At 65.7% G+C, this 13,372-nt stretch carries 14 protein-coding genes; 8 read left to right on the forward strand and 6 right to left on the reverse strand.

From position 1 onward, the window contains the following. Nucleotides 1-2 precede the first annotated feature (2 nt). The 3 genes from argS to ACXJ16_RS11450 form a co-directional block, all read right to left on the reverse strand. Nucleotides 3-1,751: an arginine--tRNA ligase gene (gene argS, locus ACXJ16_RS11440; RefSeq protein WP_454796564.1), complete on the reverse strand. Its 1,749-nt coding sequence runs from the start codon at nt 1,749-1,751 to the stop codon at nt 3-5. A gap of 173 nt (nt 1,752-1,924) precedes the next feature. Further along, a complete protein-coding gene (locus tag ACXJ16_RS11445) occupies nt 1,925-2,680 on the reverse strand; it encodes a hypothetical protein (RefSeq protein ID WP_054436958.1) in 756 nt (251 codons plus the stop codon). Between the two features lie 117 nt (nt 2,681-2,797). Further along, nucleotides 2,798-3,100 carry a hypothetical protein gene (locus ACXJ16_RS11450; protein ID WP_054436956.1) on the reverse strand — a complete coding sequence of 101 codons (303 nt, stop codon included), beginning with the start codon at nt 3,098-3,100 and terminating at the stop codon, nt 2,798-2,800. A gap of 282 nt (nt 3,101-3,382) precedes the next feature. Here ACXJ16_RS11450 and miaB point away from each other — a divergent pair, with 282 nt between their 5' ends. Both miaB and ACXJ16_RS11460 read left to right on the forward strand, forming a co-directional pair. Next, nucleotides 3,383-4,717, forward strand: coding sequence for a tRNA (N6-isopentenyl adenosine(37)-C2)-methylthiotransferase MiaB (gene miaB / locus ACXJ16_RS11455; protein ID WP_463920702.1), 1,335 nt, complete (start codon nt 3,383-3,385; stop codon nt 4,715-4,717). After that, nucleotides 4,714-5,436, forward strand: coding sequence for an alpha/beta fold hydrolase (locus ACXJ16_RS11460; protein WP_324697874.1), 723 nt, complete (start codon nt 4,714-4,716; stop codon nt 5,434-5,436). Before miaB ends, ACXJ16_RS11460 begins: the two co-directional genes overlap by 4 nt. Here ACXJ16_RS11460 and ACXJ16_RS11465 read toward each other — a convergent pair. After that, nucleotides 5,420-6,016, reverse strand: a complete 597-nt coding sequence (locus tag ACXJ16_RS11465) for a COG3650 family protein (protein ID WP_054436952.1) — start codon at nt 6,014-6,016, stop codon at nt 5,420-5,422. The two genes, ACXJ16_RS11460 and ACXJ16_RS11465, sit on opposite strands and share 17 nt — an antisense overlap. Nucleotides 6,017-6,160: 144 nt before the next feature. Then, entirely contained in the window at nt 6,161-6,652 is a 492-nt protein-coding gene (locus ACXJ16_RS11470; protein ID WP_054436949.1) for an RcnB family protein, read from the reverse strand. A gap of 276 nt (nt 6,653-6,928) precedes the next feature. Between ACXJ16_RS11470 and ACXJ16_RS11475 the strand changes: the two genes are divergently transcribed. The 5 genes from ACXJ16_RS11475 (at nt 6,929) to ACXJ16_RS11495 (ending at nt 11,205) form a co-directional block, all read left to right on the forward strand. After that, on the forward strand, nt 6,929-7,972 hold the full coding sequence (locus ACXJ16_RS11475; RefSeq protein ID WP_054437017.1) for a PhoH family protein: 1,044 nt from the start codon (nt 6,929-6,931) through the stop codon (nt 7,970-7,972). Between the two features lie 33 nt (nt 7,973-8,005). Beyond that, complete coding sequence (ybeY, locus tag ACXJ16_RS11480; protein ID WP_132469860.1) at nt 8,006-8,497, forward strand: rRNA maturation RNase YbeY; 492 nt, start codon at nt 8,006-8,008, stop codon at nt 8,495-8,497. Between the two features lie 22 nt (nt 8,498-8,519). Further along, nucleotides 8,520-9,443, forward strand: coding sequence for a hemolysin family protein (locus ACXJ16_RS11485; protein ID WP_054436947.1), 924 nt, complete (start codon nt 8,520-8,522; stop codon nt 9,441-9,443). Between the two features lie 53 nt (nt 9,444-9,496). Continuing rightward, a complete protein-coding gene (locus ACXJ16_RS11490) occupies nt 9,497-10,381 on the forward strand; it encodes a LysR substrate-binding domain-containing protein (protein WP_054436945.1) in 885 nt (294 codons plus the stop codon). A gap of 77 nt (nt 10,382-10,458) precedes the next feature. Further along, on the forward strand, nt 10,459-11,205 hold the full coding sequence (locus tag ACXJ16_RS11495; RefSeq protein WP_324697865.1) for a DUF2059 domain-containing protein: 747 nt from the start codon (nt 10,459-10,461) through the stop codon (nt 11,203-11,205). Between the two features lie 71 nt (nt 11,206-11,276). Here the strand turns inward: ACXJ16_RS11495 and ACXJ16_RS11500 are convergent, their stop codons facing one another. Further along, a complete protein-coding gene (locus tag ACXJ16_RS11500) occupies nt 11,277-11,747 on the reverse strand; it encodes a peptidylprolyl isomerase (protein ID WP_185998143.1) in 471 nt (156 codons plus the stop codon). Nucleotides 11,748-11,912: 165 nt separating this feature from the next. Here ACXJ16_RS11500 and mgtE point away from each other — a divergent pair, with 165 nt between their 5' ends. Continuing rightward, nucleotides 11,913-13,352, forward strand: a complete 1,440-nt coding sequence (mgtE, locus tag ACXJ16_RS11505; protein WP_132469858.1) for a magnesium transporter — start codon at nt 11,913-11,915, stop codon at nt 13,350-13,352. Nucleotides 13,353-13,372 lie beyond the last annotated feature (20 nt).

Consider the following 13,372-nt stretch of genomic DNA (forward strand, 5'->3'; position numbering starts at 1 on the left):
GCTTACATTTCCTCCACTGCCTCGACGCCCAGCAGCGCGAGACCATTGCGGACAAGCTGCCCGATCTGCGCCGCCAGGAAAAGCCGGGCGCTGGTAAGATTACCGTCGGCGGCGTTAACAAAGCGCTTTTCGACGCGGTCGTTGCCGAGATTCCAGTAGCCGTGGAACGCGGCCGCGACGTCGCCGAGGAAGAAGGCGATGCGGTGCGGTTCGCGCGCGGCAGCGGCGGCTTCGACGATGCGCGGGAACTGCGCGGCCAGCTTGACCAGCTCCAGTTCTTCCGCGCCCAGCAGTTCGAGGTGCTCGGACGAAGGCTTGAATCCGCCCTCGGCCTCACCCTTGCGCAGGGTCGAGTGGACGCGGGCATTGGCGTACTGCACGTAGAACACCGGGTTGTCCTTCGAGGCTTCGACCACCTTGGCGAAGTCGAAGTCCATCTGCGCTTCCGGCTTGCGGGTCAGCATGGTGAAGCGCACGACGTCCTTGCCCACTTCGGTGACGACTTCGGCCAGCGTGACGAAGTTGCCCGAACGCTTGGACATCTTCACCGGCTCGCCGTCGCGCAGGAGCTGGACCATCTGCACCAGCTTGATCTCGAACGGCGTGGGCTCGCCATCGGCGCCGGTCATGGCAGCCACGGCGGCCTTGATGCGCTTGACGGTGCCCGCGTGGTCCGCACCCCAGATGTCCACCAGCGCGTCGGCGCTCTGGGCCTTCTGGAAGTGGTAGGCGAGGTCAGCGCCGAAGTAGGTCCAGGTGCCGTCCGACTTCTTGATCGGGCGGTCCTGATCGTCGCCGAACTGGGTGGACCTGAACAGCGGCAGTTCCACCGCTTCCCAGTCCTCAAGCGTCTTGCCCTTGGGCGCTTCGAGAACGCCGTCGTAGACGAGGCCCTTCGAACGCAGCCATGCCTCGGCCTCGTCCGGCTTGCCCGAGGCCTGAAGCTCGGCTTCCGAGGAGAACAGGTCGTGATGGATGCCCAGCAGCGCGAGGTCCTGCTTGATCATCACCAGCATGGCGGCAACGGCCTTCTCGCGGAACAGCACAAGCCATTCCGATTCCGGCGCTTCGGCGTAAGTGTCGCCGAATTCGGCGGCAAGCTGCTGGCCGACCGGGATCAGGTATTCGCCCGGATAGAGCCCCTCGGGGATCGCGCCGACGTCATGGCCCAGCGCTTCACGATAACGCACATGCGCCGAGCGGGCGAGCACCTGCACCTGCGCGCCGGCATCGTTGACGTAGTATTCCTTGATGACCTTGTGGCCCGCGAACTCCAGCAGAGTCGCCAGTGCATCGCCGACGACCGCGCCGCGGCAGTGGCCCATGTGCATCGGACCCGTGGGGTTCGCCGAAACGTATTCCACGTTGACGGTGGCGCCGCCGCCCATGGCCGAGCGGCCATAGTCCGCGCCCATTGCGCCAATCGCACGCAGTTCGGCGATCCAGGTGGCGTCGGAAAGGCGCAGATTGATGAAACCGGGTCCGGCGATCTCCGCCGAAGTCACCGAATCAAGCTTCGACAGCTCCGCCACCAGCGCTTCGGCCAGGTCGCGCGGCTTCATGCCAGCGGGCTTGGAGAGCACCATCGCCGCATTGGTCGAAAGATCGCCGTGCGAAGTATCGCGCGGCGGCTCGACCGTGATCGCGCTTCGCTTCAGGCCGCCGGGCAGCGTGCCTGCTGCTTCGAGCGCATCGAGCGCGGCGTTGAGGTGGCCTGCGAAGGCGGCGTAAAGGGTCTGGTTATCGCTCATCCGCGCGCGGATAGCCGAAGTGCGGCGAAAGGGAAACAGGCTGCACGAGGACGGCCGAGTTTACGCGGCACGCCCGATCGGGGCCGACCCCGGTCAATCCTGCGGAGCCACGCTCGCGCCGCGATACGCGATAGCGCCTCGCGGGAGCCCCGGCCGCCCCGGAAAGCGCAGGATCAGGAAGCCCCGGCGTTCACGAATGCCTGGACGCGCAGGCGCGGGAACACTTCCTCGATCGGCTTGGTATCGGGCAGGACATAGACATATCCACCCTTCTTCTCGAACAGCGGGCGAACCTTGCCGTAGAAGGCGACCGGGACGTTGATGCACCCGAAAGTGATCCGGTTGTCCTCGATCGTGGGCGACAGCATTCGGTCGCGGCGGTGTTCCTTGTTGGCGGGCGGAATGGTGTGAAGCGCCACCGAGGTCGCATAGTCCACCCACAGCACCCGCTGGCGTCCCGCGGCCCAGCCGAACCGGGCAAGGAACCGCCCGGCAGGCGTGGTCTTCTCGGCAGGCCCGATCTCGGAAAGGGATTTCGCCCCGACGCCGGGCGTGGCGTCGTCGCCCGGGGCGATGCCCACCAGCGCAGGCCCTTCGGAAACCAGTTCGCCCTTGGCATTGAACAGGAAGACCGCAGCGGACTTCTTGTCGACGATGACATAGGGCAGCGAACGGTTGTCGCCGGAGGAGGCCACCCAGTCGGCGACCCGCGCGGTATCCTCGGAACGCGCCATCGGCGGCTTCGGTGCGGGGGCAGCCTTTTTCGCCCGCTTCTTCCCGGCGGTCTTCGCAGAAGTGCCGGTCTTCCCGGCAGGCGCCTTGGCCTTCTTCGCGGCAGTAGTGGCGGAAGCGGGCGCATTCGCCGCCTGCGCGGCCGGGGCAACGGCCAGCGTGGCCAAACCGGCCAGCGCCAGGAACACCTTCATCATCGATCGGGGCACTCGGGAAGAACGGTCGGCGCCAGGAGCGGCGCCGACGCTTGTAGTCAGCCTGTAACCGGCAAGTGTCCGGGGCGAAACCCCGGACGTGCCGTCAGAGGCGGTCCGTCAGTTGCGGGCGCGCTTGCGCTGGGCCTGGGCCATCTGCTGCTCGACGCCATCGACGCGGCCGTTGAGCTGGTCGATGCGCTGGCCGTTGTTCTGGGCCTGGCCCGATGCAGCCTGCGCTTCGGCAAGAGCCTGCTTGGCGGTGCCGTCGGTCTGCTGGAGACGCGAGTCGAGCCCGTCGATGCGCTGGTTCACGGTCGCGATCTGTTCGCGAACGAAGCCTTTGCTGGCGCAGCCGCCCAGACCCATGGCGCCAACCATGACGACGACGGCGGGAGCAAGCTTCAAAAGTGACGGCGACATGGAATTCTCCTGATTGTTAACAATTGTGCAATTGTCCAAGCCCAGCAGCGCTTTTCCGACAACGCGATTCTGGCCGGTCGTGCTTCTGCTCAGGTGAACGGAGGCCCGCGCATTCCGTGGGTTTCGAGTATGAACAACGGTTCATTTCCAGCCTGAACAACGGTTAATCTCCAACATTAACAGTTGTTCATATTGCAACCGCAAAATGCCTGAGTCGGCGCCGTTCCGACCGCGCGGCGGCGCCCCTTCAAAAGCCGCGCGAAGGCGTGTATTCGCCCGGCCATGCCTTCCACCCAGAATCCCAGGACCTACCGGGTCAAGAGCTTCGGCTGCCAGATGAACGTCTATGACGGCGAACGCATGGCCGAACTGCTCGCCGAACAGGGCATTGCCGCCGCGCCCGAGGGCGAGGATGCCGACCTCGTCGTCCTCAACACCTGCCACATCCGCGAAAAGGCGGCGGAGAAGGTCTATTCCGATATCGGCCGCCTTCGCCGCGCCGACGGGTCCTCGCCGCTGATCGCCGTTGCCGGCTGCGTCGCGCAGGCCGAAGGCAACGAGATCATGAAGCGCGCGCCCGCGGTGAAGATGGTGGTCGGCCCGCAGGCCTATCACCGCCTGCCCGACATGATCCGCGAAGCCGGCGAAGGCCGCCGCGTCACCGATACCGACATGCCGGCGGAAACCAAGTTCGGCGCCCTGCCGAAACGCAGGCGCTCGGGCCCCACCGCCTTCCTCACCGTTCAGGAAGGCTGCGACCGGTTCTGCACGTATTGCGTGGTTCCCTATACCCGCGGCGCCGAAGTCTCGCGCCCGCACGCCGATCTGGTCGACGAGGCGAAGCGGCTGGTAGACGCCGGCGCGCGCGAGATCATGCTGCTGGGCCAGAACGTCAACGCCTGGACCGGCGAGGACGCCAGGGGGCGCCGCGTCGGCCTTGACGGGCTGATCCGCGAACTGGCCGGGATCGCCGATCTCGCCCGCATCCGCTATACCACCAGCCATCCCAACGACATGGTGGACGGGCTGATCGCGGCCCACGCGGAAGTCGAAAAGCTGATGCCCTACCTTCACCTGCCGGTACAGGCGGGGAGCGACCGGGTGCTGAAGGCGATGAACCGCAGCCACACCGCCGAAAGCTATCTCAAAGTGCTGGACAAGGTACGTGCGGCGCGGCCGGACATCGCCCTTTCCGGCGACTTCATCGTCGGTTTCCCCGGCGAGACCGATGCCGAGTTCGAGGATACGCTCAAGCTCGTCGATGCGGTCGGCTATGCCCAGTGCTTCAGCTTCAAGTACAGCCCGCGCGCAGGCACGCCCGCCGCGACGATGGCAGGCCAGGTTCCCGCCGAAGTCATGACCGAACGGATCCTGCGCCTTCAGGCCGCGCTGGGCCGGGACCAGACCGCCTTCAACCAGGCCTCGGTCGGCAAGACCTGCGACGTACTGGTGGAACGCAAGGGCAAGTTCCCCGGCCAGTGGCTCGGCAAGTCGCCATGGCTGCAGTCGGTCTATTTCGACGGCGATGTCGCGGTGGGCGATCTGGTGACGGTGGAACTGACCGAAGCCGGCTACAACGCGATCTCGGCAAGGCTGCTGAGCCCGGGCCACCCGTGAGGGAAGAGCGGGCGGCGGAACAGCGGGCGGCACTGGTTCTCATCCCCGGCCTGTCCTGCGACCGGCACGTCTGGCAGGCGCAGGTCTCGGGCCTTTCGGGGATCGCGGATATCTCCATCGGCGATACCCTGAAGGACGATTCGATCGCCCTGATGGCCAGCCGCGTGCTTGAAGCGGCACCGGCACGGTTCGCCGTGGCCGGGTTCTCGATGGGCGGTTATGTCGCCATGGAAATCTGGCGCCGCGCGCCCGAGCGGGTGCTTCGCCTCGCCCTTGTCGACACCAATGCGCGGGGGGACACCCCGGAACAGGCGGACTTGCGCCGCGCCGCGATCCGCACCGCGCAGACCCGCGGCTTCGAAAGCGTGCTGCGCGGTTCGCTGCGCCAGCTCGTCGCGCCGGAATGCCCCGAAGCGCTGTTCGAGGAGGTCGTGCAGATGGCCCAGCGCGTGGGTTTCGGCACGTACATGGACCAGCAGGCCGCGATCATCGACCGCGCCGATTCGCTGGAGACGCTCGCCACCGTCACCGTGCCCGCCATGGTCATGGTCGGAGCGGCCGATGCCCTCACCCCGCCCCGGCTTGCCGAGGAAATGGTGCAGGCCCTGCCCGGCGCCACTTACGAAGTGATCGCGGGAGCCGGGCACATGGCGCCGATGGAGCAGCCAGACGCCGTCAACGCCGCCTTCCGCCGCTGGCTTATCAGTCGAGCGGCTTGAGCGCGCCTTCCGCGATCAGCGGCTTGCTTACCGGCTCCGCGTCGGCGCTCACTTCCACGCTGGCATTGGTGGGATAGCTTTTGCCGGTGAAGCGCAGCCGCGAGACACCTTCCGCCATGCCGCCACCCGAAACGGTGACGGCCAGATCGCGCCAACCGTGGGACTTGCTCTCCAGCACGCCCACCGGAAGCTGGACGACGCTGGTTTCGCTCACCTTGCGAAGATCGGCGCCCTCGCGCTTCAGCACCACGAGATTGCATCCGCCGGTGCCGCAGAACATCGGCCCGCCGAGATAGACGAGCACCTCGGGCATGCCGTCGCCGTCGAGGTCGGTCTCGGCGGCGGCGTACTGCAACTTGCCGAGGTCGGTGGAGAGCGCATCCTTGTGATTGGCGCGAATCCAGTCCTCCACCGTCATCGTTGCGGGTGCGGTGACATCCTCCGCCGGTTCCGCCGAAGCGGTGGCCTCGGGCGGGGCGGCATCCTTCTTGCAGCCCGCCAGCGAGAGGCCAAGGACCAGAACGGGGGCCAGGACGGGGGCGAGCGCCAGAATCCTGGCGGCGGGAGTTTTCCTGCTCATGCCCGCAAGGCTAGCCGCTTGCCCACCCCTGCCGCAAGATCGCCCTGTCGCAGACGGCGCACGAACGGCACGCATGGAAAGGGCCCCCGGCTTTTGCCGGAGGCCCTCCGCGACCCGCCCGGGTCAAGCCCGGCGGCGGTATTCTTACCAGAAGAAACCATTGTGGATGGTGACGACCCGGCCCGAACGCATGTTCACCATGGCCACGTCATTGCCGTAACGAACCCAGCGATGGCCGGCGCGCGGCGCGGGAAGGCGATAGCGGCCATAGTCGTTCACCCAGTAGCGGCTGCCGTAGTAGGACGGCTGGAAGCGGTGGCCGACGGCGACCGGGCGATAGTGATAGCCGCGCGGGCCGACATAGGCGGGACGGCGGTAATCGCCGCGATGGGCCTGGCGATAGTCGCGCCAGTCTTCGCGCAGTTCGCGGCGGTCGCGGTTGAGCTGGCGCTGCGACTTGTCGGCCGCGCGGTAATCGCCGCGGCGCACGTCGCGATCGACGCGGCGTTCGCTCTGGCGGACATCGCGGGCGCTTTCGCGGACTTCGCGGGCGCTCTGCGCCGAAGCCATGGTCGGCACCGCCGCTGCGGGAATGATGACGCTTGCTGCCAGGGCGGCCATGATGAACTTGCGCATTATGCTTCTCCTTGAACCGAGCGACCCATGATCCCCGAAGGGGCCTGGTCGGTCTGTGAGTTCAGGTTTGCACCCCGCAAGCTGAACGGACTTAAAATGTTGTTTGCAGGAAAATTTCAGGTGTGTCGCAAGCCTGCGACAAATCGCGGGCAGCGCGCCGAAACGGGAGGTTATCCCCCATGAAGCGAGCAATTTTCGAATAGAAGCGCCTTGCAGGAAACGATGCGCGGAGCCATCTTCGAGACAGAACGAAGCATCCTCATTCGAAAGGAGCACATGGCCCGCAAAGCAGCACGTGCCGGCGAACCGGCGCAGTTCAGGCCCGAAGCACACCGCCGGGCGCGTGTCGAAGTCGAGTTCGACGAACAGACTTTGCTGGGGGCCTTGTTCGGCCAGTTCGATTCAAACCTCGTGCAAGTCGAAAACCGGCTCGGCGTCTATATTGCCGCGCGCGGCAACAAGATCCAGATCGAGGGCCCCGAAGATGCCGTCGCCCGCGCGCGCGACACGCTCAAGGGCATGTATCACCGCCTCGAACAGGGTCAGGCGCTCGATTCGGGCGCGGTCGAATCGCTGATCGCGATGTCGGCTGAGCCCACCCTCGAAGGCATCATCTCGGGTGACACCGGCGCCCCGCCGATCATGATCCGCACCCGCCGCAAGACGATCGTGCCCCGCTCCGCGATGCAGATCGAATATATGCGCGCGCTCAACCGGTCGGACGTGATCTTCGCGCTCGGCCCGGCAGGTACGGGCAAGACCTACCTTGCGGTGGCCCAGGCCGTCTCGCAGCTGATGACCGGTTCAGTCCAGCGGCTGATCCTTTCCCGCCCGGCGGTGGAGGCGGGCGAAAAGCTCGGCTTCCTCCCGGGCGACATGAAGGACAAGGTCGATCCCTACCTGCGCCCGCTTTACGACGCGCTTTACGACTGCATGCCGCCCGAACAGGTGGAGCGCCGTCTGGCAAGCGGCGAGATCGAGATCGCGCCGATCGCCTTCATGCGCGGCCGCACACTGGCCGATGCCTTCGTCATTCTCGACGAAGCGCAGAACACCACGCGCGAGCAGATGAAGATGTTCCTCACCCGCTTCGGCCAGAACAGCCGCATGGTCGTCTGCGGCGATCCCCGGCAGGTGGACATCCCCGGCGGTGACCGCATGAGCGGCCTGGCCGACGCGGTGAGCCGGCTTGAAGGCGTCGAAGGCATCGACGTGACGCGCTTCACCGTGCAGGACGTCGTGCGCCACCCGATCGTGGGCCGGATCGTCGAGGCTTACGAAGGGCCTTACGTCGATCCGTCGGCACAGAAGCCGGAGTAGCGCCGAGCGGCATTTTGCGCCAAGGGGCCAGGGATGGATCTCGAAATCGATATCGAAGCGCCCTGGCCCCCTGCGACCGACTGGGCCGACCTTGCCGAAGCCGCGCTGGAAGCGCTGGTGGAAGTGGCCCCGGAGCTTGAAAATCCGCGGCTTCTCGCCAGCCTGCTGTTCACATCGGACGAGGAAGTCCACGTCCTGAACCGCGAATGGCGGGCCAAGGACAAGCCCACCAACGTGCTTTCCTTCCCCATGCTCGAACGCGCCGACCTGCTGGCCCTCGCACCGGACGGCCCGCCCGAAATGCTGGGCGATCTCGCCCTCGCCTTCGAGACCTGCGCGCGTGAGGCGCAGGAGAAAGGCGTGCCGGTGGAACACCATGCCAGCCACCTCATCATCCACGGCCTGCTGCACCTTGCGGGGCACGATCACGAGATTTCGGACGATGATGCCGAGGCAATGGAGGCCCTCGAAACAAAGGCTCTTGCCCTCATCGGCATTGCCGACCCATATGGCGACAGATCTTAACCTGTAGGGGTATCATAAAACGATGGCCGACAATGGCCGCCATACCGAGTCCGGCTCGGGAGATGGGGACAGTACAGGCACGCTCTGGCGTGTCTTCAGGCGACTTTTCCAGAACGACGGCGATCAGTCGCTTCGCGCACAGATCGAGGACGTCATCAACGAGCACGAAGGCGACGCCGACGATAGCGGTCCCGCCAACGGCGATCTATCCCAGCTTGAACGGCAGATGCTCCGCAATCTGCTCCACTTCAGCGAGCACGATGCCGACGACGTCGCCGTGCCGCGCAGCGAGATCGTGGCGATTCCAGCCTCGGCAAGCTGGGCCGAAGTGGTCGAGGCCTTTGCCGAACATGGCCACAGCCGCATGCCGGTCTATGGCGAATCGCTCGACGCGATAAAGGGCATGATCCACATCAAGGACGTGTTCCCGATCCTCGCCCGCGGCGAACAGCCGCCCGAGGACTGGTCGGCCCTGCTGCGCCAGCCGCTCTACGTGCCGCAGTCCCGCGGCGCGCTCGACGTGCTGGTGGACATGCGGGCCCAGCGCACGCACCTCGCCGTCGTCATCGACGAGTATACCGGCACCGACGGTATCATCACCATCGAGGACCTCGTCGAGGAAATCGTGGGCAATATCGAGGACGAGCACGACGACGCCCCCGAGGAGTTGCTAATTTCGCAAGAGAGCGGTATCTGGGACGCCGATGCCCGCGTCGAACTCGATGACGTTGCGGAGCGGATCGACCCGCGCCTGGCCGAAGTCGAGGAAGCCGTGGATACCCTGGGCGGACTTGCTTTCGTGCTGGCCGGACAGGTTCCGCAGGTCGGCACCGTCCTGGAGCATGACAGCGGCTGGCGCATAGAAGTCACCGACGGCGACGAGCGACGCGTCACGCGGCTTCGCCTCCATCCTCCGGCCACGGAATCGGCCGAAGAGACAGATTAACCCATGGTGCCGCCCTGCCGGCGGCTCCAGACCCCGAGTGAAAAGACAAGCCATTGCCTGTACGTCGTCTCCCACCTCTGCGCGCGCTTGAAGCCTTCGTCCGCGTCGTCCGCCTCGGTTCGGCCAAGGCGGCGGCCAACGAACTGGCACTCTCGCCTTCCGCCCTCTCGCGCCGCGTCGCCGCGCTGGAGGACTTCACCGGCAAGCGCCTGTTCACGCGCCAGCACCAGTCGATGAAGCTGACCGACGAAGGCATGGCCTTCTACAACGTGGTCGGCCCCAAGCTGGAAGAACTGGCCGAAGCGGTGGAATCGCAGATCGACCGTGGCCAGGTGCTGCGCCTTCATCTCGGCGTGCCTTCGCTGTTCGGCGGCCAGCGCCTGTTCCCGCGCCTGCCGGAACTGCGCAAGCTGCACCCGCGCCTGCACATCGACATCGACACCGGCGCCCATCTGGAAGACCGCGTAGGCGACACGCTGGACGCCGCGATCATCCTCTCGCCCGAGCCGGACCCGGCCTATTACCGCATCCAGCTTGACCACAACAAGGTCTACGCGATCACCTCCAAGGAGATGGCGCAGGAGATCGGCAACGTCCCGGACGAGGCGATCCTGTCCAAGCAGACGTTCCTGATCCATCAGGACCTCCCGCAGAGCCTCGACGCGTGGAAGAACGCGATCGGCCTGTCTAAGCTGGAACCGGCATCGGTGGACCGTTTCGACTCCGGCCAGCTCGTGCTCGAAGCGGCGGCGCAAGGCCTCGGCATCGCCATCATGCACGACGACCACTTCCGCCGCAGCCACGACAACCGCCTGGCGCGGCTGTTCGATATCGATGTGGAAAGCCCCTACCGCTACTGGTTCGTCTGCAAGCCCAAGGCCCTGGAATCGCGCCCGGTGCGCATCTTCCACGAATGGCTGCTGCAAGCGGGTCTCTGACGCCCGAATACCATTCCCCCGGATCGCCGCGCGGTCTATGTTGCAAGCGACTTTATCGCGACATCCGGGGGCCTTGCATGAAATCCGCTTTCCTTACCGCTGCCACGGCGGCCGTCCTTGCATCGACGGCGCCGGCATGGGCCGCGGAGCCTGCCGCACCGGCGGCTGCCACCCCCGTCACCGACCCCGCCCGCATCGCCGCCGCCCGCCAGACGGTGGACTACGTGTTTCCAGCCGGGACTTACGCCCGCCTGATGAACGGCACGCTCGACAAGATGATGGACTCCATCATGGATTCCACCATGAAAATGCCGCTCCGGCAGCTGGCGGGGCTGAGCGGCGTCGATCCCGGGAAGCTTGGTCCCGCCTCCCTCGCCGAGATCATGGAAATCTACGATCCGGCCTTCAAACAGCGCATGCAGATCTCCACGCGCACCATGATGAGCGAGATGATCCCGCTGATGACCCAGGTCGAACCGGACGTTCGCGCCGGGCTGACGCAGGCTTATGCCGGGAAGTACACCGCCGCCCAGCTCGACGAACTCAACACCTTCTTCGCGACGCCGACCGGCAAGGCCTATGCCGCCGATTCCTATCTCATCATGATGTCGCCCGAAGTCATGGAGAAGATGCAGGCCTTCGCTCCCAAGCTGATGGAACAGATGCCGTCCATCGTCGAAAAGGTGAAGGCCGCCAGCGCCGGACTGCCGGCACCGCGCAGCTACACGGACCTTTCGAAGAGCGAGAAGGCCCGCCTCGCGAAACTGCTCGGCATATCGGAAACGGAGCTCGAGAAGAGCGAAAAGGCAAAGGCCGCGCAGTAACGAAGGGGTAACGAAAAAGGGCGGCGCCAGCGGCACCGCCCTTTTCACTGTCGGCAAGAGCCCGGAAAGGATCAGCCTTCCGAAACGGTCGCCTTGACGATCTTGCCCGGCTCGCGCGGCGGCTCGCCCTTGGGCAGCGCGTCGACGAGTTCCATGCCTTCGACCACCTGGCCCCACACGGTGTACTGCTTGTCGAGGAAGCGTGCATCGTCGAAGCAGATGAAGAACTGGCTGTTGGCCGAGTGCGGATAGCTGGTGCGGGCCATCGAGCAGACGCCGCGCACGTGCGGTTCGGCGTTGAATTCCGCCTGCAGGTCGGGCTTTTCCGAACCGCCCATGCCGGTGCCGTTGGGGCAGCCGCCCTGCGCCATGAAGCCCGGGATCACGCGGTGGAACTTGATACCGTCGTAGAAACCTTCGCCGGTCAGTTCCTTGATGCGCTCGACGTGGCCGGGGGCGAGGTCGGGGCGCAGCTTGATCTTGACGTCGCCGCCTTCGCCGTTGCCGGTGTCGAGAGTGAGCGTCAGGTATTCGTCAGCCATTGCCTATCTCCTTCTGCCGGCGCGAGCTGCGCGCCGGTCGGGCATTGGCGCCCGATATAGGGAATGGCGCGGCAATGTCACGTCAGGACATGGTAGTTTGGCCTCGGCCCGGCAAATCGAATGCGCGCTGTTGCAATTGCGAAAATGGCGCGTAGACCGGCCAGCATGACGGAAACGGACCTCGAAGAAGAGCTGAAGGATCGCGCCCATGAAGCGCAGGACGCTCCTCCCGAAGCGCCGTCCGAAAGCCTCGACGACGACAACCGCCTGAAGGCCGAATTCGTCCGCAGCGTTAAGGACGCGCTGGACGACGAGGATTTCGAGCGCGTCTACGATCTCGTCGAACCGCTCCACCCCGCCGACATCGCCGACTTGTTCGAGCTGGTCGACGAGAACGAGCGTCTCGGTCTGGCCCGCGCCATCCGCGACCTGATGGGCGTTGAGGTCATCGCCGAGCTGAACGACTGGGTGCGCGAGGCGCTGATGGAGGCGCTGCCCGCCGAAGTCGTCGCCGAGATCGCCGAACAGCTCGATACCGACGACGCGGTCGCCATGCTGGAGGATCTCGACGAGGAGGACCAGCAGGCCGTACTCGCCGAGATGGAGCCGGAAGACCGCGCCGCCATCGAAAACGCGCTGTCCTATCCGGAAGAATCCGCCGGCCGCCTGATGAGCCGCGATTTCGTGGCCGTCCACGAATCGATGACCGTCGGCGACCTCATCGATTTCCTGCGCGAACACCGCGAGCTGCCGACCGAGTTCTGGGAAGTGTTCATCGTCGATCCGATGCACCGCCCGATCGGTACTTGCGCGCTCTCCTGGATCCTGCGCACCCCCCGCAACATCCCGCTCTACGACGTGATGGCGCGCGACCAGACCCTGATCCCGGCCGACATGGACCAGGAGGAAGTCGCGCTGCGCTTCCAGAAATATGCGCTGATCTCCGCCGCCGTGGTCGACGAGGCCGGGCGGCTGATCGGCCAGGTCACGGTCGACGACATCGTCCACATCATTCAGGAAGAAGCGGGCGAGGATACCCTGCTGCTGTCCGGCGCGGGCGACGGCGACATCAACGAGCCGATCCGCGATGCCTATTCGGCGCGCGTGCGCTGGCTGATCGCCAACCTGCTCACCGCCACTCTCGCCTCGTCGGTCATCGCGATGTTCGAAGGGACGATCTCGAAGATGGTCGCGCTGGCCACGCTCATGCCGATCGTGGCGGGCCTCGGCGGCAATGCCGGTACGCAGACGCTGGCCGTCACCGTCCGCGCGCTGGCCACCAACCAGCTTACCGCGTCCAACGCCTGGCGCGCAGTGCGGCGCGAGATGTCCATCGCGCTGCTGAATGGCTGCACGATCGCTGTGGTCATCGGCATCGTCGTCAGCCTGATCTTCGGCAATGTCACGCTGGGCCTGGTCATTGCGCTGGCGATGATGACCAATATCCTGATCGCCGGCATGGCGGGCGTGTTCGTGCCGCTGACACTGGAACGGCTCAAGGCGGACCCGGCCATCGCATCGTCCATCTTCGTGACGATGACGACGGACTCGATGGGCTTCCTCGTCTTCCTCGGGCTGGCGACGGTTTCCGGTCTGGTGGGTTAAACCTCCAGTACCTATCTAGC

The organism is Novosphingobium sp. TK71, assembly GCF_055361505.1.